Origin of the sequence: Salinispirillum sp. LH 10-3-1, assembly GCF_030643825.1 — a bacterium.
GTDB lineage: Bacteria > Pseudomonadota > Gammaproteobacteria > Pseudomonadales > Natronospirillaceae > Salinispirillum.
Genome location: NZ_CP101717.1, coordinates 1,495,974 through 1,515,319 on the forward strand (window position 1 = coordinate 1,495,974; position 19,346 = coordinate 1,515,319).

Genomic DNA, 19,346 nt, shown 5'->3' on the forward strand with positions numbered 1-19,346 from the left:
TTTGCACAATTCCGAATCCCCATTGCTCAGTCGACCAGCACGTTTCCGTGCATGGTGGAGCATGATGGTTAAAGACCAAGGTTGCTTTCGTCCATTCTTTAATCGTCCTGTCGAGATCGTGAGCGGTATTTGGCGCTCGAATCAGCCGACTCCGGCGAGGCTTCAAACGCTGAGTGCGCGCGGCTTTCGTTCGGTTCTGAACCTTCGTGGCGAGTCTTCAAGTGCTTATCACCTGTTAGAAGTTGATGCCTGCCAGCGCACGGGTTTGCAGTTACATAATATAAAGATGAGTTCTCGGCGTCCGCCAACGAAGGAACAACTGTTTATTTTGAAAGACTTATTTGACCATGCGCCACGGCCGTTGTTATTGCATTGCAAGTCGGGCGCAGACCGTGCTGGGCTGGTTGCTGGATTATTTCAGCTATGGTCTGGTGTGCCAGTTTGTGAAGCTAAGCATCAGTTGTCTAAGCGATATCTGCATTTTCGTGATGCGAGCACCGGGGTGCTGGATCATTTCCTCGAAGAGTATGAGCGCGCAGAGGCGGCTACCGGTATCGGTTTTTGGGAATGGGTTGACACCCAGTACGATCGAGAGGCGGTGAAAAAGAGCCATCGCCCGAAGCAAGGCGTTTCGTGGTGGGTGGATAAGGTGTTGCGGCGTGAATAATGTGAATGATTGGTCTTGCGGCTTCCCCATTGACGCCGTAGTGACTTGGGTTGATGGTGAGGACCCAGCGCATCGTGAGAAGCTGAATCGCTACCTAGCAACACTGGGTCAAAAGCCAAAGATAGCCAGTGCTAAGCGCTACCAAGAAACGGGTGAGTTTGCGTACTGCATTGCATCGCTGTTGCGTTTTGCGCCATGGTTGCGGCGGATCTACATCGTGACCGATGGGCAACGCCCTGCTTTTATGGCTGACATAGATCGGCATGGTCTGGATGATCGCGTGCGGGTTGTTGATCACAGTGTCATTTTCCGAGGATTTGAAGCGCATCTACCGACGTTTAATATCCGCTCCATCATCAGTGTGCTTTGGCGCATTCCCGATCTGGCAGAACAATTTATCTTCTTGAATGATGACTTCGTGCTGTTACAGCCGGTTGAACCCGAAGACTTCTTTCGCGACGGTAAAATGGTGGTCAGAGGGCATTGGGCTGCACAACCCGAAAGTCGTTTTGATAAACGATTGGCTTCTTTTATCAAATCACTGATAGGGAAGGGCACGCACGAAGAGTTAGCTAGGCCGGGCAATCGTGACGCGCAGGCTCGTGCTGCTAAAAGAGTCGGTTTCACAACGCGTTATCTGCGAGCGCCCCATAACCCTCATCCGATGTTAAAGTCCATTGCTGAAGCTTATTTTGATCAGCATGGAGATGCTCTTGAGCACAATGTGTCTTATCGATTGCGGTCGGAAAAACAATTTCTTGTCGATGCGATGACGACTCACTTAGCGTTACAGCAAGATCGCGCTGTGGTAGATAACAAATTGAAGACGTTGCGCTTAAAGTTGAGTGACCTGAGTGTTTTCGGGTTTGTGTTGCGCACTGTATGGGCGCGGTTATCAGGTCGCTCTGCTTTTGGCTGTTTGCAGGGGTTGGAAAGTGCTAGCCCTCAGATGAGGGACGCCACGTTCTCTTGGCTGGAGCAGCGTGTTGGGAGCTTAGATCGCCTGTTACTGGAGTCAGTCGGAAGGGATAGCTAGTATGAAAATACCGATTTTAGCTTTGCGCGACCAAGCCCATGTTGCAAAGGGTACGACGCGGTTAATTTATGAGTGGCCTGGCGATCATTCTCGCCTGATAAAAGTCCACAAGCGTTGGCAGCCTAGTGAAAATGATGGTGCTTGGGTTCGCTGGTTCAAGGCCCATGAAGACTGGTTTTTATTCCGCACAGGGATTCTGCGAGAGCTTAATGTGTATTTGCGTACGCGCTATGACGATTGGCAGTCGCTGAATGAGCACATTGCGCCCATTTTGGGGTTGGTTGATACGGATTTGGGGCTGGGATTCGTGATTACCGCAGTGCGTGATGCGCAAGGTGGTTTGGCCCCCACGGCACGGCAGTTGTTGCGTTCAGAGCAGATGACCGCTGAGCGAGCAGTGAAACTGCAGGCGCTCGTCAGTTTGATTGAAGATTCGCCTTGGGTTATTGGTGATCTGAATTTGGACAACATTGTGTTGTCGGAGGCTGGTTTGCCGCACGAAAAATTTATGCTGATCGATGGCCTAGGTGAACGCACCCTGTTACCCGTGCAACATTGGTTGCCTTGGGCGCGACAGCGCCAAAAGAAGCGTTTCGCAGCAAAAGTCCGGCGCCGGTTAGCAAAATTATGATGCCCTTACGATTTGAAGACGTTTCCGCGTTAGGCCTGATCAAGCCTTTCGCGTACCATACACGGCCTTTTATTGTATGTTCGACTGTAACGTCGTCTGTCGCATTAGGTAGTGTATGTCTGGAATAGGCCGCTTTGTTAAACAATGGCGCCGCAGTTGGCCAACGAGAATGAATTCGCCGTGGGTTCGAGCGCTGGCGTGGTTGGAGCTTATGTTGGTGGACCACGGATTCTTGCGCCCGTTCTATAATCGGCCGGAAGCCATTTTGCCGGGCGTTTATCGGTCCAATCACCCGTCACCTCGCGCAGTAAAAGCATTGGCGGCAAGAGGCGTTCGTACCATCATCAGTTTGCGCGGAAAAGGCCATAATGGGCCCTTTTTGCTGGAACAGGAAGCCTGTGCTCTACATGGCATTGATCTTCAGGTGGTGCGGTTGAAATCTCGTCGGCCACCGACGCAAGAGCAAATTCACCGCCTAAAAGCGGTGTTCGATCAGGCGGAAAGTCCAATGCTTATGCATTGTAAGTCGGGTGCTGATCGTTCAGGGCTGGCTGCGGCCTTGTATTTGTTGATCTACAAGGGCGATATTGCGGCGGCAAGAGCGCAGTTTTCGCTGCGTTACCTTCATGTGCGCCAATCGCGTACAGGTGTGCTTGACGCGTTCGTAGAGGCATACGCGCAGTACGCGGCGATAAACAAAGACGCCGACTTTATGCAGTGGGTCGATGAACACTACGACCCGGAACAACTGAAACGTTCATTTAAACCGAAAGGCTGGGCTAACTGGCTGGTGGATGGGATTTTACGCCGTGAATAAATACCGTTTGGATACCTTGCACGATGCGTCGCGTTTCGGATTGTTGAAACGCCTGTGGAAGGATTATGTCTCCAAGCATGTTGGGTTGCTGTCTATTGCTGTCGTCTTAATGATCATAGAAGGCAGTATGTTGGGGCTCCTCAGTTATTTGGTGCAGCCAATGTTCGATACGATCACCACGGGTGGCTCCATCGAGCAACTGACGTGGGTTGCATTGGGCATTTTTGGTGTGTTCACGTTGAAAGCATTGGGTGGCTTCGGCCAGCGCAGCATCACCATTACGGTCGGGTTGCGGGTGATCACCAATATGCAGAAAGCGTTGCTGGGCCACCTGATCAGGCTCGATTCTGCGTTCTATTCGCACCATTCGCCGGGGGCGTTGATTGAGCGCGTACGTGGCGATACGCAAGCCCTGAAGACATTTGCCAGCAATGCATTGATTTCCGTGGGACGTGATGCGGTCAGTCTTGTTGCTTTGATTACCGTGGCCGTGCTGGTGGACTGGCGGTGGACGTTGCTTGCTTTTCTCGGTGCGCCGTTGTTGGTGTTGCCCATTGCCATTGTACGTCGTTGGATTCTTAAGACCACACGCAAGGCGCGCCATGTGTCGTCCGACATGTCGACCCGCTTGGATGAGATTTTTCATGGCATCAATGCCATTAAGCTGAACAGCTTGGAAGCGCATGAAGATGCGCGCTATCGTACGGTTTCTGATCGCTATTTAAAGAATCAACGGCGCTCTGAAGTAGGTAAGGCGGCGTTGCCCGCCATGATCGACTTACTGGCGGGTGTGGGTTTTATGCTGGTAGTGCTGTACGGTGGCCGTCAGTTGATGGCGGGTGAAAAAACGGTCGGTGAGTTCATGAGTTTTTTCACGGCTATGGGTTTGATGTTTGATCCTTTGCGCCGACTGAGCAACATCAGTGGTGCACTGTTGGCGGCGAGCGCCAGCTTAGAGCGTCTGTACGCGGTTTTTGATATGAAACCAGAGATCGTTAATAAGCCAAAGATTAAACCCATTCCAAGTGATATTGGGCAGCGCGAGTTGCGTGTGGATTCGGTGGTATTTGGCTATGGCGACCAGCCAGTGCTTAACGAATTGTCGTTTGTGGCGCCCGCTGGAAAGATGACCGCCATCGTCGGGCCATCCGGTGCTGGTAAAACGACGGTGTTCAGTATGCTGACGCGCATCATTGAGCCGCATGCGGGCGGTATTTATCTTGGTGATGATCGCATTGACGAGTTTGATTTACAGGCTTTGCGAGGGCAGTTCGCTGTTGTGAGTCAGGAGTCTGCGCTGTTTGACGAATCCATTTGGCAAAATATTGCTTTTGGCAGGCTCGATGCAAAAGACCACGAAGTGGAGGCTGCGGCGAAGGCAGCGCTGGTGACTGATTTTACCGACTTGCTGCCGGAAGGCTTGCATACTTTGGCTGGCCCGCGCGGTAGCAGCTTGTCGGGCGGTCAGCGCCAGCGAGTCGCTATTGCTCGTGCTTTGTTGCGCAATGCGCCCATACTGTTGTTAGATGAAGCGACATCGGCATTGGACAATCGAACCGAGCAGATCATTCAGGAAACCCTGGAGAAGTTAGCGCGCGAACGCACGACGTTGGTTATTGCACACCGCCTATCCACAGTCATGAATGCAGATCAGATCATCGTTATGGAAGACGGGGAGGTGGTCGAACAAGGCAAGCATGATGAGTTGTTGGCGCGTCAGGGAGCTTATTTTCGCCTACACCAGACTTTAGCTGAGTAATCTAATGGGAGAAGTGAAGATGTTTGGAAGTGCAGTGAATCAGATGCTGCGAGTAGTGCTTAGTTCTCCGGTTCTGGTGTTTTAAAATTGTAATGTGCTCGCAGCGCGTCCCACTGTGCGCGGTTGGCGTCTTCTCTGACGTTGCTCTTTAGTAAAGCGACCTTTTGTGATCCCCAAATGGTAATTGGTTTAGGGCCTGGCTTATTGCTTTGTCGTGACTCGGTGCCATGCAAAAAAGACATTGCCTTAAACCAGAGGTCGTCTGCTTTTGGTGTCAGCTTGAGATAAAGCTCTTTGTTTGTGACGTCAGCATGTAGGGCATTAGGCGGGTAGAGTACGCCGCCGTAACCTGTAGGCATGTACGAACCGTGGGTTGAATCAGTTTGGGTGACATAACGCCACTCTTTATAAGGTTTGGTCGTACCGTCTTCTTCGTAGCTAATTTGGCGCACACGGTTGGCAATGATGGCTTTGGGGTGCCGCAAGTGGTCAGCATACAGATTCTCTAACCAATCCTTTTGATACATTGAGTCGTCGTCGCAGGTCACAATGGTCTTGCCTGGAAAGGCTTCCATTGAGTGCACGAGCTTCCGGTGCGAGCTGGTCTGATCGGAAAAGCGGATTTCGAAGCGAGTCCCTTCTAGTGACGTCAGTTTGGCTGGTATCTGGTTCTGCAGCGAATTGTGTAGCCAAAGCACGATTTTTTCTGCATGAACGCTTTGATTTAATAAACTGCGCACGGTCAGGTGCACGAATGGAATGCGGGATGGAATAGATGTAAAAGACACGATGACACTAGGAAGCTCTGGCCTGCGCGAAGCGTTCAGTTTCTTAGCCGGAATTCGAGACAACTGAAAAGCGGTAAAGAGGGCGCCGGGTATTTCTTTAAGCTTCATAGTTGTTTACCGGGTCAGGCTCTAGCGGAAAGTCGCCGAATGGTAAAGGCGCCCTTACGAGGTGTCAACTTGCACCAAGTTGACTCTAATCCTGCCTCGCCGATGTTTCCGCTGGAACAATAGGGCTGCTACTGTCAGAATTGAACCCGACATCGATTGACAGGAATTGTCGCCTTGTGATCATCCAACGTTACATACTTAAACAAATCGCCGTACCCTTCGTTTTGATTTGCATTTTATTGGCCATACTGCTGTTGGCAGAAGCATTTGGAGATGTGCTGACGCGTGCGTTGGGGGGGACCTTACCGGGTAATGCAGTGGCAATGTTGATGTTGTATCAACTTCCACTCGTGTTGCAAGAATTGATGCCAGGGGGTTTTTTTCTGGCCTTGGTCATTGCTTTAGGTCAGATGTCGGGCTCTAACGAACGTGTTGTTTTGCAGGCGACAGGGTATTCCGATGCCAAAATCATGCGGCTTATTTTACTGGTGGGAGTGCTGGCTACAGCACTGCTCTACCTGTTCACGCTGTATTTAGTGCCGCTTGCGTCTCGTACTACGGAAATGCTGAACAAGACGTTAGCTGAGCGTCCGGCGGCGGAAATTGTTCAGCCGGGTCAGTTTACGTCTATTGATCGTGATGGCAGCGTGTTGTACGCGCAAAGCAGTGATCCTGCGGCGGGCTCGTTGCTATCGGTTTTTATGGCCTTCCTGGAGGAAGGTGAGCAACGTTTATTGACCGCCGATAGCGCACAGGTGATTAACGATGGTGAGGGCCGGTACCTTGTGTTTTCTAATGGAGAACTGCTGACGGGGTTCGACGACGAGCAACTGGAGCGCACACAGTTTAGCCAAATGTCGTTATTGCTGGAGCGCCGCGAGGTGTCCGATTCCTTCAATCGCCGATCGAGAACCAATCAAGAATTGTGGGAAAGTGGGACGCGGAGAAACATCGCTACGTTGCAGTGGCGGTTGTTGTACCCGCTGAGCTTATTGGTTTTCTGCATTTGGGCGGTGAATCTAACGCGTTACAAACCACGCAGCGGCAAAAACGCTGCGGTACTCCCCGCGGTAATTTTCTATGTGGTGTATCAGTACCTTTGCCGAACGGTGAACGCCAGCGTTGGCAGTGGTAACTTGCCTTTGTGGCTGAACTTTTGGTGGATTCACGTAATAGGGGTGGCGTTAGGTTTTGCGTTGCGTATTGACTTCGCTGACCTGAAGACTCGTTTGCGTAATGCGGTTCCATCAAGAGGGAGTGCGTCAAGAGGGAGCACATCATGATTCTCAGTCGCTATGTGCTGTTCAAAACACTGTCTAGCATATTCATGGTGTTGCTGATTTTCGGCAGCTTGATGTTCCTACTCAGCTACGCCGATGAAATGGCTCGGCGTGGGGATGAGAATTTCAATTCGTATCATGTGTTGATTTATACGTTACTGTCGATACCCAGCGAAATTTACGAGTTCGCTCCGTTTGTGGTCATGATTGGCACCTTGGTGAGCATCGGTGGCTTGGCCGCCAGCAGTGAGCTTACTGCGATTCGGGCGACGGGGGTGTCGATGGCGCGGTTGCTGTCGACCATTCTGATGCCGGCGCTGATTGCGACGTCGATGCTGTTTGTCGTAGGCGAGGTGTTTGCGCCGACCTTGAAGCAGGAGGCGAATTTTTATCGTGCTGACGTGCGTAATCAGAATACTCAGGTGCGCTTGGGTTCGTGGTATCAAAGCGGGAACAAGATCATTCATGTGGGTGATTTCACCAGCACCGAGCTCGCCGGTAACTTGTTTTTGATAGAGTTAGATGACAGGGACCGTGTTGCCACAACAACGGAAGCAGAAGGTGTGTTGCTGACGCCAACGGAATGGCAGCTCGAAAATGTCAGTGTGACAGACTGGTCTTCGCGGAGCGGACAAAGTGTATTTACTCGCCAAGACATGAGTTCGTCGGTGATCTTACCGCCTATTTCCACCACGCTGATTTACAACTTGTCGCGTTCGTTGAACGTATTAAGCTTGCCCGAACTGTGGCAGCGGGTGGCGTTTCAAGATGCCAGTGCGGTGGTCGACCCGGTGGTGGCTTTGCGGCTGTGGGAGCGTTTGAGTGCACCCTTGCTTACCATGACGCTCAGCTTCATTGGTATTGCTTTTGTGTTCGGTTCAACGCGCTCTATTTCTATGGGCGCGCGTATATTCATGGGTGTTGCGTTGGGGCTGGTGTTGCAAATTGCGCAGCAGTTTTTTGGCCCTATTGGATTGTTTATCGGCATGCGTCCAGCCATTGCGGCAACGCTACCTGTTTTTCTGGCCTTTGGTTTGGGCGTGTACCTGTTCCGTAAGAACACCTGACGCGATCTTAGAACTACTGCGCCGTTTGCTTTGTACCCCTCGGAGCAGCGCGCTATCATGTGCTGTGCACGGTGATACATAACATCAAGATGGAAGAATCATTATGACTAACCTGACCTGCTTTCAGGCCTATGACATTCGCGGCAAACTCGGTACAGAACTGAACGAAGAGATCGTGTACCGCATCGGTCGCGCTTACGCTGAATTTCTCAAGCCAAAGAAGGTCTGTGTGGGTGGGGATGTTCGGTTAACGTCTGAAACCTTAAAAATGGCTTTGGCCCGTGGGCTGATGGATTCCGGTGTTGATGTAATCGACTTGGGGCTGATTGGTACCGAAGAAGTGTACTTTGCCACCAAGTTTCTGGAATTGGACGGTGGCGTGATGGTTACCGCCAGTCACAACCCGATTGATTACAACGGCTTGAAAATGGTGCGGGAGGGCTCTCGCCCTTTGAGTAACGATTCGGGCCTGTTGGACATCAAGGCTCTGGCAGAGAAGAATCAGTTCACCGAGTCTACAAAAAAGGGTGTATTGACCAAGCTGGACAACTCTGGCCCCTATGTCGATCACCTGCTGACCTATTTGGATTGGCGTGACATTAAACCGATGAAGCTGGTGATGAACGCGGGTAACGGCGCTGCTTGCCACACGGTTGATCGCATCGAACTGGCGTTTAAAGAGCGCAATATTCCTATCGAATTTGTGAAATTGTACAACACGCCTGATGGCACCTTCCCCAATGGTATTCCTAACCCCATTTTGAAAGAACAGCAGCCGGTAACCGGTAATGCGGTGCGTGAGCACAAAGCGGACATGGGGATTGCATGGGACGGCGATTTTGACCGCTGTTTCCTGTGGGATGCGGATGGCCGGTTTATCGAAGGTTATTACGTTGTTGGGTTGTTGGCCGAGGCGTTTTTGGTGAAAAACCCCGGTGCAACCATCATTCATGACCCGCGTTTGGTGTGGAACACGAAGGACATCTGTGAGATCAACGGTGGCCGTGCGATGCAGTCGAAAACGGGCCATGCGTTCATCAAAGAAATGATGCGCAAAGAAGACGCGGTGTACGGTGGCGAGATGAGTGCGCACCATTATTTCCGTGACTTCGCCTATTGCGACAGTGGGATGATTCCTTGGTTGCTGGTGGTGGATTTGCTGAGCAAAAAAGGGCAGAGCCTGTCTGAGCTGGTGAGTGAGCGTATGTCTGCTTGCCCTTCGCCGGGTGAGATCAACAGCAAAGTAGACGACGCGGACGCGGCGATTGCGCGTGTATACGAAGCCTTTAAGGCAGACGCGATCGGTGAAGAGTCTGTTGATGGTGTGTCGCTGGAGTTCCCTGAGTGGCGCTTTAATCTGCGTAAGTCGAACACCGAGCCGGTGGTGCGTTTGAACCTGGAGACGCGAGCGAACGAAAAACTGATGCAAGAAAAGACGGACGAGATTCTGGCTATTTTGTGCCAGTAAGTTGATAGGGACAGTTCATTGAGTATCGAAGGAAAAAAGCTTGTCATTATCACACCGAGTTTTAAAGGTGGAGGTGCAGAGCGACAGGCAATAAACCAAGCGAATTACTATGCGGGCTTGGGCGTAGATGTCAGTATGGTAGTGCTGCGAGATGAAGGGCCACTAAGGAATTTGTTGAGCGCGCGCGTGGGTGTCTTCTGTATGGTCGGACATCGCCCGTACCTGAAGACATCTAAGTTATTAAAAAAGCTTCAGCCCGAAGTGGTTTTCGCAATGCTTAGGAAGTCGAATTACATCGTTGGACTGAGTTGTTATTTCAACAAGAACTATCGTTTGGTCATGCGAGAAGGAAATACGTTTGAGTCACTGGCAGCTTTAAATCGACTGAAACGAGTGAAGACGAAGCTTCGTTTGCGAATGGCTTATAGAAATGCAGACTTTTTAATTTCGAATTCACAAGATGCACTGAAGCAACTGAGTAAGATGAAAGTTGCACAAGATATACCTCAGATGGTGGTCGGTAATCCCTTTGACATAGAATACATTGATGAGAGAGCACAAGAGCTAGCAGAGCTGCCTGATTGGTTCAAAGACCCCTCTTTGAAAGTTGTGCTCAATGTTGGCCGCTTACACAGTCAGAAAAACCAGCAAATGTTGATTCAAGCCTTTGCGAAGGCCTTTGCTCAAGATGCCAGCTTAAGGTTGGTGATAGTGGGGGAGGGCAATCAAAAAGAGCGTCTCGAAAGTGAGATTCATCGATTGGGGTTGAGTGGTGTTGCTGCTATCCACCCGTTTCAGATTAACCCCTATCCATGGTTAAAGGCGGCCGACGTTTTTGTGTTGTCTTCAAGTAGGGAAGGATTTCCTAACGTTTTGGCGGAAGCGATGATTTGCGGTACTCCGGTTGTCGCGGTTGATTGCCCGGGGGCGGTATCTGACATTCTAGGAGATGGTCGCTGGGGTTATCTGAGTCCTATGGGTGACTGTGAATCGCTGGCAAAAAACATGATTCAAGCGACTGCAAACAGTGAAATTGCCACAGCAGCGCGAATCAGGATGCACGATTTCAGCCGAGGCAAAGTTCAAAAACAGCTTGATCAAATACTGTTTCCTGACTGCGTTTCAAATGAGTAGGTTTAGTTTGATTTAACGATTCCGTTCTGTGCGCGGATGCGTCCCGTTTTCTTCACTTCGGCACGAATGGCATTGTTCTTCGCCCAGATTTCTGGTTTAGCATAACCTCGCGGGTGGTCTAGGTGAAGACAAACAGCGCTGTAACGGATTTGTTTGCTCTTCATGCCTTTATTCCAAAGGCGTTCGCCCAGCTCACGGTCAAGACCGCCGTATTGCATGTCTTCGTTGAAACCGTTGGCCTCTATGATGTCGGCAGTCCATGTTGAGCTGTTCATGCCGTTCCACGTCGCCTTGGTGGGGGTAATGGCGTTCATTAAGCGACGCACCAACGGGCGTGATGTGAGTTTCCATAACTTGTGGTTTCTCGGCTGGCCGTGCTGTACTAGCCAATCTGAATTAAAGATCTTGCCTTCCGCTATGTCGCTTTCTGCTATGACTTCCGAAACGGGCATAGTCAGTTTGATGTAGCCACCCGATAGGAACACGCCTGGCTCGGCCATTGCGCGATGGACGGCGATGAAGTCATTGCGGGGAATGCAGTCGCCGTCGGTAAAAATTAAATAGTCGCAATCTGTCTCTGCGATGGCTTTGTTCAGGATGGTGCATTTTCTGAAGCCTTGGTCTTCGTGCCAGACGTGTTGAATGTGAATGCGCCCACGTTGTTGGAATTTTTCGATAACGGCTAAGGTGTCTGCGCCGGAGCCATCATCGGCTACGATGGTGGTGAACGCGGCATCAGTTTGATTTTCATAACCCGTCAAAACATGCTCAAGCCAAAGAGGTGAGTTGTAGGTGGTGATAACGACACCGATTTTTGCGGGTTTGTTCATGATGGTTTCTCGGTTTTTGTTTGCCCGGCGGGTATAAATACCCGCGGTATCTTGGCAGGTGTAAACACCTGCCCTACGTAACGTTGGTACCCGTTGTGATGTAGGGCGGGTATTTATACCTGCAACATGTCCACCACGTGCTCTGGCATCAACCCCTGCATACACGGCGGGGTATCCTGACTGCCTACGGGCAACTTGGCGCAACTGCGTTTATGGCACGGCATACAATCCAACGCGGGTGTCAGCGATAGGTTATCGGTATGCGCACCAATCAAACCGACTTTGGTCGGCGAGGTCGCGCCGTACAGCGCAACCGTGCGGCTTTCCAACGCGCCAGCTAAATGTGCAAATCCGGTATCTAACCCTACCACCGCAGAGGCTTCTACCAGTTTTTCAGCCGCGGCCTGTATCGACAGTCGTTCGCTGGCGCAGGTTGCTTGTGGGCAGGCTTGGATGATTTCATCCGCCAACGCTTTTTCTTCGGGGCTGCCCCAAATCACTTCAACGGCGTAGCCTTGTTGCAGGGCATTCGCGGTCAGTGTTTTCCAATGTTCTGACGCCCAGAGTTTGGTGCTCCAGCTGGTGCCAACAATCAGCACCAGTTTGCGCTCGGCCTTGGCGATATGAGCGAAGTGCGCACGGATACCGAAGGTAAGTGGCATGTCGTCCAGCGAATAGCCCAAGGCGGCGGCAAACAACTGGCGTGTGCGTTCCACGGCGTGCTGTTCTGTGCTGACGTAATGCGTCTGGTGGTAAAGCTTTGTGGCGATGGGCTCGCGTGCTGAACGGTTGTCGTAACCGTGCAGTTTTTTTGCGCCCGCAACCCGGGCGATCAGGCTACTTTTCAGCAGGCCTTGGGCATCAATCACCAGGTCGTAGTCAGATTCTTGAATAGACTCACGCCACTGACGCACCTGAGTAAACAGCGTGCGCCAACCCGCTTTGCGCCATTTGCGTAAGGCAATGGGGATGACCTTGCGTACCGCTGGGTGCCAGGCTGCGATGCCGCTGAAGGCGTCTTCTACAACCCAGTCTATTTCGGCGTTCGGCAGTTGGGTTTGCAGGTCTGACAGGGCGGGGAAGGTGTGAAAGATGTCGCCCATGGACGACATCTTGATCAGCAGTATGCGCATGCTTACTGGTAGTCTTTGTAGGACTTTTCTTCAACCAGTTCGGAACCGAACGCAAGGTTGATGTCTTTTTTGACGTTGGCGCGTTTGTCGTTGGTGACATAGACGGCACGGGCAAGGTCAATAAAGGTTTGGTCAAACTGTTTGGCAAACTCGCAGTCACGGATGTCGTCTTCAATCTTCCAAAGGTCGCTGTTGATGCGCTTCAGTTGTTCTTTCATCGGTGCGAGTTTGGCTTTACCATCGGTGTCGAGGATGGTGGCTACCTTGTCGTTCAATACCTTCAGCTCGTGGCGAACGTTTTTGAGTTTGCTTTCGTCACTGATGTTCACTTCCTTTATTTCAAGGATGGTGATTTTGTCGATCAGTTCGCCAAGGGAAATAGGAGCTTCTACCAGCATTGCGTGGTTCCATTCGTTTGTTTCAAGTGCGCGTACTTTAGCAAATATCCTTGTGGTATGGGTAGCGGCGCTTTGAATTAATGCTGCACTGGCAAGGAGCAATATGAGAACAATGATGTACAACACACTGTGTAAGACTCTGCTAGCCGGGTTGTTGGTACTCAGCCCTGGGTTAGCGTTAGCCAATGGCATTTTTCAGTCGACGTGGCGTGCGGATCGGCCTGCTTATACGTCTTTTGCCGTCGGCGCGGAGTGGGCTGAGGGGCGCAACATTGGCAACTTGCCCAATGACGGCAGGCTACTGACCATGCCCCGTGTTCAGTTCAACATACCTTTGGGTGAACGCGGTGAAATAATTATCGGGCATGATGTGATTCGAGCACTCTCATCGTCTACGGCGGAGGCCACTTCGGGGGGCGACCCTTACTTCTTTACCAAGCTGGGGTTGTTTGACGAAACTCAGTATACCCCGGCCACCACTTTCATTTACGGTGTGGTTGAGCCTGCTGCGAATCCACCATTGGGCCCCGATACCTTGGAGTTTTATGCGTTTTTAGCTTTCAGTAAACACTGGGGCGATTGGCGCGGTGATGCGAATTTTGGCACCGGCATATTTGAAGACCATGCACGTTCGCGGCAGACTGATGTGGTGATTATGAACCTCGCTTTGTGGTTTCAACCGGCGCCGCTGTGGCATCTGGGTACGGAGTACCTGTACCAGGAACGTGTGGAAGGCCGGTGGTTTGACTTCACTCAAGGCGTCGACTCACCGTTGCGGCGACGCACGCTGGCTGCCACGGTAGACTACGGTGATCAGATTAAGGGGCGCCTGCGCGTCAGCCGGGGGTTGGTGGAGCAGAGTGAAGACTGGGCGGTGTCGACGGCGGTGGTGTATGAATTCAGGTAGGGAATATATGAAGAAGGCTGTTTTGTTGGTGTTGTTGTGTGTAGGCGGATTCGCGACGGCGCAGCCGGGTGCCGATGCACAGGTGTTTTTGGGTGTGACGGATTTTGCGCGTGATAACCAAGCGTCGGTCTATGGTGTGCAGTATTTGGCGGCACAGCGTTGGACGCGCTTTGATTTTCGGCCGGTCGGCGGGGTGATACGCACAAGACATGCGTCGCATGTGGTGTTCGCTGGTATTACGCGTGAGTCTAAATTCTCGACCCGAGATACGGGCTTCTTGGTGTCGGTGGACTTTGCGCCGGGGTTGTATCTGCACGGCGGTAATGCGGATACGGATTTGGGCTTTTGGTTGCAGTTTCGGTCCGGGGTGAATTTGGCCTACGAATTCGCTGACCAAACGCGCATTGGGGTGGGGTATCACCATTTGTCCAATGCGAGTTTAGCGGAGGAAAATCCGGGTACGGAGACGTTGACCATCACGTACAGCGTGCGGTTGTAAAACGGCGGGTGTTCACACCCGCCGTATGATCACGGGGTCATATCACCGTATGGGTGCTTACTCGCTAACGAAATACTGTTGGCGAATTCCTTCAACGTAATCTGCTCTTTGCTTAACGTCACATCGTTCTCGTCCATCACGGACTCACCGAATTTATAAATAATCGGCACGCCGTTCTTAATGGCGTTCTCGTCATTGCGTTTAGCGGTCTCTGCCACGGGTTCGTTGCGTTGTTGCCACGCTGCCACTGCGGCATCGCCGTGACGCTTGCGCATCATCTTCAGCGTTTCATCCGGCGATAAAATCAGCGCCGAGGCGTTGTTGCCGCCAAAACCTTTGGAGTTGATGACAGAGCCACGCATGGCGGTCAGGCTGCCGGTGTCGTGATGGTCCATCAAGATATTCAGATTGCTGTTGTGCACGTCGTCGGCGATGTGATCAATGGTTTTGATGCCAGGAATAATGCCGTGCGCCCAGACGCCCAGGCTGGCGATGATCTGGTCTGCAGCGGCTGGCCCCAGTGAGTGGCCGACGTACGATTTCACGGCCGTTACCGCCCAGTCGTTGACGCCATGCAATTTGGCCACTTCGTTCAGAATGTGTGATTCCGTCACGCGGTTTTGCGGTGTGCCTGTGCCGTGTGCTTGCACGAAAGTTTGCGCTAAGCCGCCTTCGCCGAGCAGGCTTTCAGCCAGCGCAGCCGCTTTGGCGATGGTGATGTAGTTGCCCACACCGGGTGCTGAAATGGATTTCTTGTTGGCATCGGCGTTGATGAATACATCGGGCACCGAACCATGAATGTTGGCACCAGTGGCAAGGGCCAGTTCGTCGTCCATCAAGATAATGAACTGCGCTGACTCGGCCATCGTGAAGCCCGCGTTGCTTGAGAATGGCCGACAGGCACGGCGATTATCGACGGGCGCACCGTCGGGCAGTTCGTCTACGCGGCGCAAGTTGTCGTCGTTCGCCAGCGCGCCCATGACGTCAAAGCCGCCCATGATGGCAGGGTTCACCGGTGCTTCGGTGTTGCCGACGATGACCGCGCGGGCTTTACCGCTTTGAATATCGATCATGCCTTGGCGCAGGTTGTATAAGAAGGTCGCGCAGGCGCCCACGTTGCTGCCGGTGCTGCCAACAGAGTTAATCATGTAACTGTTGATGAAGTCCGCAGCCATTTCGCCGAGGCTCAAGGCCATCATCTTAGAGCTGGTGCGACCGCCCGTCAGTTCGGTTTGGTACAAACCACCGTAACCTTTGTCGTCGACCTGACCTAACGCGCTGCCGGCATACACCGACACTTCGTCGGGCGAGATGTGCTTGAGAATTTCAGACCAATCCATGCCCAAGGAATTGAGCGCATCGGACGCGCCGTAAACGGCTTGCGTGAGGGCGCGCGGGTGGTGCATGGAGCGATACATGCTGGCGGCATCGAACCCCGTGGGTACTTGGCCAGCACTGGATACGGGGTATTTTTTGTGTTCAGGAAACAGAGCAGGGGTTGCGCCGGTCACTTTGACGGTGACTTCGCGCCCGGTGACAGCGGTGACTTCCCAGTTTTCCGGCAGATGACGCGGCAGTTGGTTGCGGCGCGCCGTGAATTCCATGTCGCCATGTAGGCCATGAATGTCGGCCTTGTGTTGATACAGCACGGCATCGACATCGAAGTGCACCGGCTCGATGCGGCGGATCAGGGTGCCTGCACGCAGGGTTTCAATGAGTTCCGGGGTCAGGCCGCCGGTGGTGTCCAGGTTCATCATGGTGGCAAGGTTCTGCCAAGTAGGTGCCATGGTTTCTGGGGGTAAAGCGCTTTCAATCATGCGCTTGTAACCGTGGTGAAACGCACTGCGACCTGCGGCGTTTACGCCGCCGAATCCGACGATGACGGGAAGACGTGTCATTGCTGCTCCTGAGAGGAAGATTTCATGTTGCGCTGCATACTAGTGTAGATGATGATGGGTAATGTATGATTAAAGCGCCATAAGATAGAACAAAATAGACAGTTTACGGAGTGGATACTGTGCGAATTGGCTTCATTGCGTTGCCCAAAACCTTGGCCACAGGCATTACCCTGCCCAGTGAAATGCTTCACGCAGCCAGTCAAATGGCGTATTTGAAGCACCTGACGAGTGAACCTTTGTCGCTGAGCGTGTTCTGTCAGGACGGCGATAGCCAAGAGGTGACAGGAGGGTTGACGCTCAAAGCGCAGGGCAGTTGGGAGGGGCTGTTGAACTGCGACATGGTCATTATGCCACCGTTGTGGGGTAACCCTTTGCCCATGTTGACGCACCACGGTGAGTTGATTGGTATTTTGCAGCGCCTGGTCGCAGAGCGTAAACCGGTCATCGCCGCCGGCACAGGCGTGTATTTTTTGGCCGAGGGTGGTTTGTTGGATGATCGCGTAGCGACCACGCACTGGTATTTCTTTGGCCGCTTTGCCCGTCGTTACCCCAAGGTGTTGCTGAAACCGAAACAGGCCATTACCTACGCCGACGAGATCTATTGTGCGGGCAGCGTAAATTCGCTGACCGACCTGGTGCTGTACTTTGTGCGCCAGTGGTACAACGATGAGATCATGAGTGAGGTGGAGCGGCACTTCTCGCACGAAGTCAGCCGTACGTTGAACCAGCCGTTCTATCGCTTAGGCGGTTTGCAGCACGACGATGAAGACATTGTGGCTGCGCAGGCTTGGTTGGCAGAACGGTTAGACAAGCCGTTCCATGTGAGCGAGCTTGCGGCTGTGGTGGGTTTAACCGAGCGCACCTTGGCGCGGCGGTTTGTGCAGGCCACCGGGGAGTCGCCCAAGCAATATTGGTTGCAGTTGCGTTTGCAGCGCGCCGAAGAGCTATTGCGTGAGAGCAATTTAACCGTGCAGGAAATTGCCGATATGTTGGGGTTCAGTGATGCGTCGTATTTTATTAAGTTGTTCCGCCAGCGCGCCGGGGTGACCCCCGCCGATTACCGTAACGTGGTGAGGGCGAAACAGTTCAGTGTTTGATGCAGTGGAGTAGAGCAGGTGTTTACACCTGCTATGTTCGCCGCATACTCTATGGCTATTCCCATTTGCTCGATGATGAGATCAATACATGACGTCCATGCAGTTTCTTACCGCCGCGATGCCGGTCATCAGCGTTTTTGTGCTGCTGGTTATTATGCGTCTGCCTGCCACCAAAGCGATGCCATTGAGCTTGCTGGTGTCGGCCGTGTTGGCGTTGGTGGTGTGGCAGATGCCGCTGGTGCAGGTGTCGGCAGCGGTGCTAGAAGGCTTGATGGTGGCGGCGTCCATTGTGTGGATCGTCTTCGGAGCCATTCTGTTGTTGAACGTGCTGCGCGAAACCGGTGCTATTGAGGTCATTCGCAGTGGTTTTTCGCACATTTCTCCTGACCGCCGGGTGCAGGTCATCATCATTGCATGGCTGTTTGGCAGTTTCTTAGAGGGCGCGTCGGGATTCGGTACGCCGGCGGCAATCGGTGCGCCTTTACTGGTGGCGTTAGGGTTTCCGCCTCTGGCGGCCGTGGTGTTGGCCTTGGTGGCGGATTCCAGCGCGGTGTCGTTCGGGGCGGTGGGTACACCGGTCATTGTCGGGATGGGGCAGGGGCTGGTGGGCAGTACGCCAGAACAGTTGCAGTCCATTGCGATGACGGCCATTGGCATTGATATTCTGGTGGCGTCGTTTCTGCCGTTGATTATGGTGCTGATTTTGACGCGCTTTTTTGGCGAGGAGAAATCCTGGTTACCGGGCCTGGCCATTGCGCCCTTTGCGATATTGGCGGGTTTGTCGTTCACGGTGCCCGCCTATACGGTAGCCTGGTTGTTGGGGCCGGAATTTCCGTCGATTATCGGTGCGTTGGTGGGGTTGGCCTTGATGAGCACGCTGGCGCGCTATCGCATTCTGACGCCCCGCAAGGTGTGGTATTTCTCGGCTGAGGATCGCGTTGCGATGAAAGCTTTGGTCGCCACCCACCAGTTAGACGAGGCGCTGGGACATACCAAGCATATGTCACTGTTGCGTGCCTGGACGCCGTATATTTTAGTCGCCGGTTTACTGGTGCTGACCCGCATTGATGCGCTGCCGCTTAAGGCTCTGCTGAATTCTGTTGTGGTGGCGTGGCAGAACATTCTGGGCACCGATATTTCCGCGTCACTCGCGCCCTTGTATTTGCCCGGAACGGTGTTTGTGGTGACGGCTGCTATTGCGGCCGTTGTGCAGTCGAGTGCACAAGCCGGGCCTTGGCGGCCGCTGCAACGTGCGACGGTGGTCAGTGCGCGCACCTTGGTGCCGACAGTGATTGCATTGGCGACGGCGGTACCCATGGTGCGTATTTTTCTGCAATCCGGAGTAAATACTGCGGGGCTGGCAGCCATGCCGTTGGAGTTGGCGACCCTGGCGGCGAGTAATTTGGCGGATCAGTGGTTGTTTGTAGCGCCGATGATCGGGGCGTTGGGGTCGTTTATTGCCGGTTCGGCGACGTTCTCGAACATGATGTTTGCGTCCTTTCAGGCGTCGGTCGCTGACCAGGTGGGGTTGCCGGAGACCACGGTATTGGCGTTGCAGTTGTTGGGTGCGAACGCCGGTAACATGATCTGTGTGGTGAATGTGGTGGCGGCCGCGAGTGTGGTGAATTTGTCGGGCCGGGAAGGGGAGATCATTCGGTTTACGTTGGTGCCGATGTTGTATTATGCACTAGCGGCGAGTTCGGTGGCGTGGTTGTTGCTCTAGAGAAAATCCCCTTTTCTCAACCTGGCGGTGTTAAAAAATCCTTCAAACTGCTCATTTACTTTACGTAAACTGCGCGTTTTCAGGATTTTTTGCCTTGCCAGATTTT

At 52.8% G+C, this 19,346-nt stretch carries 18 protein-coding genes; 13 read left to right on the forward strand and 5 right to left on the reverse strand.

Features of this window, described 5'->3' with window-relative positions:
- Window positions 1-61: 61 nt before the first annotated feature.
- From NFC81_RS06585 to NFC81_RS06605, 5 genes are all read left to right on the forward strand, one after another.
- On the forward strand, window positions 62-667 hold the full coding sequence (locus tag NFC81_RS06585; RefSeq protein WP_304996733.1) for a tyrosine-protein phosphatase: 606 nt from the start codon (window positions 62-64) through the stop codon (window positions 665-667).
- Complete coding sequence (locus NFC81_RS06590) at window positions 660-1,703, forward strand: stealth family protein (protein ID WP_304996734.1); 1,044 nt, start codon at window positions 660-662, stop codon at window positions 1,701-1,703. The genes NFC81_RS06585 and NFC81_RS06590 overlap by 8 nt, the downstream gene beginning before the upstream one ends.
- A gap of 1 nt (window position 1,704) precedes the next feature.
- Complete coding sequence (locus tag NFC81_RS06595) at window positions 1,705-2,334, forward strand: YrbL family protein (protein WP_304996735.1); 630 nt, start codon at window positions 1,705-1,707, stop codon at window positions 2,332-2,334.
- Between the two features lie 169 nt (window positions 2,335-2,503).
- The gene (locus NFC81_RS06600; protein ID WP_304996736.1) at window positions 2,504-3,151 is read left to right on the forward strand and encodes a beta-lactamase hydrolase domain-containing protein; all 648 of its coding nucleotides are present in this window, start codon (window positions 2,504-2,506) and stop codon (window positions 3,149-3,151) included.
- Window positions 3,144-4,910, forward strand: a complete 1,767-nt coding sequence (locus NFC81_RS06605) for an ABC transporter ATP-binding protein (RefSeq protein WP_304996737.1) — start codon at window positions 3,144-3,146, stop codon at window positions 4,908-4,910. Before NFC81_RS06600 ends, NFC81_RS06605 begins: the two co-directional genes overlap by 8 nt.
- Window positions 4,911-4,969: 59 nt before the next feature.
- Here NFC81_RS06605 and NFC81_RS06610 read toward each other — a convergent pair whose 3' ends face one another.
- The gene (locus NFC81_RS06610; protein WP_304996738.1) at window positions 4,970-5,806 is read right to left on the reverse strand and encodes a glycosyltransferase family A protein; all 837 of its coding nucleotides are present in this window, start codon (window positions 5,804-5,806) and stop codon (window positions 4,970-4,972) included.
- Window positions 5,807-5,982: 176 nt separating this feature from the next.
- On the opposite strand from NFC81_RS06610, the gene lptF reads away from it, so the two are divergent.
- The 4 genes from lptF to NFC81_RS06630 all read left to right on the forward strand — a co-directional run bounded on the left by lptF (window position 5,983) and on the right by NFC81_RS06630 (window position 10,755).
- A complete protein-coding gene (gene lptF, locus NFC81_RS06615; RefSeq protein ID WP_304996739.1) occupies window positions 5,983-7,089 on the forward strand; it encodes an LPS export ABC transporter permease LptF in 1,107 nt (368 codons plus the stop codon).
- Window positions 7,086-8,153 carry an LPS export ABC transporter permease LptG gene (gene lptG, locus NFC81_RS06620; RefSeq protein ID WP_304996740.1) on the forward strand — a complete coding sequence of 356 codons (1,068 nt, stop codon included), beginning with the start codon at window positions 7,086-7,088 and terminating at the stop codon, window positions 8,151-8,153. The genes lptF and lptG overlap by 4 nt, the downstream gene beginning before the upstream one ends.
- Before the next feature lie 103 nt (window positions 8,154-8,256).
- Complete coding sequence (locus NFC81_RS06625; protein WP_304996741.1) at window positions 8,257-9,621, forward strand: phosphomannomutase CpsG; 1,365 nt, start codon at window positions 8,257-8,259, stop codon at window positions 9,619-9,621.
- A gap of 18 nt (window positions 9,622-9,639) precedes the next feature.
- Window positions 9,640-10,755, forward strand: a complete 1,116-nt coding sequence (locus NFC81_RS06630) for a glycosyltransferase (protein WP_304996742.1) — start codon at window positions 9,640-9,642, stop codon at window positions 10,753-10,755.
- A 2-nt stretch (window positions 10,756-10,757) separates the two neighbouring features.
- On the opposite strand, the gene NFC81_RS06635 is transcribed toward NFC81_RS06630, so the two are convergent.
- The 3 genes from NFC81_RS06635 to NFC81_RS06645 form a co-directional block, all read right to left on the reverse strand.
- Window positions 10,758-11,585, reverse strand: a complete 828-nt coding sequence (locus tag NFC81_RS06635; protein WP_304996743.1) for a glycosyltransferase family 2 protein — start codon at window positions 11,583-11,585, stop codon at window positions 10,758-10,760.
- Window positions 11,586-11,698: 113 nt separating this feature from the next.
- Complete coding sequence (waaC, locus tag NFC81_RS06640; RefSeq protein WP_304996744.1) at window positions 11,699-12,718, reverse strand: lipopolysaccharide heptosyltransferase I; 1,020 nt, start codon at window positions 12,716-12,718, stop codon at window positions 11,699-11,701.
- Between the two features lie 2 nt (window positions 12,719-12,720).
- Window positions 12,721-13,116: a DUF6165 family protein gene (locus NFC81_RS06645; RefSeq protein ID WP_304996745.1), complete on the reverse strand. Its 396-nt coding sequence runs from the start codon at window positions 13,114-13,116 to the stop codon at window positions 12,721-12,723.
- Between the two features lie 103 nt (window positions 13,117-13,219).
- On the opposite strand from NFC81_RS06645, the gene NFC81_RS06650 reads away from it, so the two are divergent.
- Together NFC81_RS06650 and NFC81_RS06655 are read left to right on the forward strand one after the other, a co-directional pair.
- Window positions 13,220-14,023 carry a hypothetical protein gene (locus NFC81_RS06650; protein ID WP_304996746.1) on the forward strand — a complete coding sequence of 268 codons (804 nt, stop codon included), beginning with the start codon at window positions 13,220-13,222 and terminating at the stop codon, window positions 14,021-14,023.
- A gap of 7 nt (window positions 14,024-14,030) precedes the next feature.
- Window positions 14,031-14,522, forward strand: coding sequence for an acyloxyacyl hydrolase (locus tag NFC81_RS06655; RefSeq protein WP_304996747.1), 492 nt, complete (start codon window positions 14,031-14,033; stop codon window positions 14,520-14,522).
- Between the two features lie 29 nt (window positions 14,523-14,551).
- Here the strand turns inward: NFC81_RS06655 and NFC81_RS06660 are convergent, their stop codons facing one another.
- Window positions 14,552-16,420, reverse strand: coding sequence for a beta-ketoacyl synthase (locus NFC81_RS06660; RefSeq protein WP_304996748.1), 1,869 nt, complete (start codon window positions 16,418-16,420; stop codon window positions 14,552-14,554).
- 119 nt (window positions 16,421-16,539) lie between these two features.
- Here NFC81_RS06660 and NFC81_RS06665 point away from each other — a divergent pair, with 119 nt between their 5' ends.
- The gene (locus tag NFC81_RS06665; protein ID WP_304996749.1) at window positions 16,540-17,517 is read left to right on the forward strand and encodes a helix-turn-helix domain-containing protein; all 978 of its coding nucleotides are present in this window, start codon (window positions 16,540-16,542) and stop codon (window positions 17,515-17,517) included.
- Between the two features lie 88 nt (window positions 17,518-17,605).
- Window positions 17,606-19,240 (forward strand): L-lactate permease, encoded by a 1,635-nt coding sequence (locus tag NFC81_RS06670; RefSeq protein WP_304996750.1) that lies wholly within the window; start codon window positions 17,606-17,608, stop codon window positions 19,238-19,240.
- Window positions 19,241-19,346: the final 106 nt, after the last annotated feature.

Excerpts from the sequence above, each read along its gene's own strand:
- NFC81_RS06585 (WP_304996733.1), top strand. The coding sequence starts at position 62 with ATGATGGTTAAAGACCAAGGTTGCTTTCGTCCATTCTTTAATCGTCCT.
- NFC81_RS06595 (WP_304996735.1), top strand. The coding sequence starts at position 1,705 with ATGAAAATACCGATTTTAGCTTTGCGCGACCAAGCCCATGTTGCAAAG.
- NFC81_RS06600 (WP_304996736.1), top strand. The coding sequence starts at position 2,504 with ATGAATTCGCCGTGGGTTCGAGCGCTGGCGTGGTTGGAGCTTATGTTG.
- NFC81_RS06610 (WP_304996738.1), bottom strand. The coding sequence starts at position 5,806 with ATGAAGCTTAAAGAAATACCCGGCGCCCTCTTTACCGCTTTTCAGTTG.
- lptG (WP_304996740.1), top strand. The coding sequence starts at position 7,086 with ATGATTCTCAGTCGCTATGTGCTGTTCAAAACACTGTCTAGCATATTC.
- NFC81_RS06625 (WP_304996741.1), top strand. The coding sequence starts at position 8,257 with ATGACTAACCTGACCTGCTTTCAGGCCTATGACATTCGCGGCAAACTC.
- NFC81_RS06635 (WP_304996743.1), bottom strand. The coding sequence starts at position 11,585 with ATGAACAAACCCGCAAAAATCGGTGTCGTTATCACCACCTACAACTCA.
- waaC (WP_304996744.1), bottom strand. The coding sequence starts at position 12,718 with ATGCGCATACTGCTGATCAAGATGTCGTCCATGGGCGACATCTTTCAC.
- NFC81_RS06645 (WP_304996745.1), bottom strand. The coding sequence starts at position 13,116 with ATGCTGGTAGAAGCTCCTATTTCCCTTGGCGAACTGATCGACAAAATC.
- NFC81_RS06650 (WP_304996746.1), top strand. The coding sequence starts at position 13,220 with ATGAGAACAATGATGTACAACACACTGTGTAAGACTCTGCTAGCCGGG.
- NFC81_RS06655 (WP_304996747.1), top strand. The coding sequence starts at position 14,031 with ATGAAGAAGGCTGTTTTGTTGGTGTTGTTGTGTGTAGGCGGATTCGCG.
- NFC81_RS06660 (WP_304996748.1), bottom strand. The coding sequence starts at position 16,420 with ATGACACGTCTTCCCGTCATCGTCGGATTCGGCGGCGTAAACGCCGCA.
- NFC81_RS06670 (WP_304996750.1), top strand. The coding sequence starts at position 17,606 with ATGACGTCCATGCAGTTTCTTACCGCCGCGATGCCGGTCATCAGCGTT.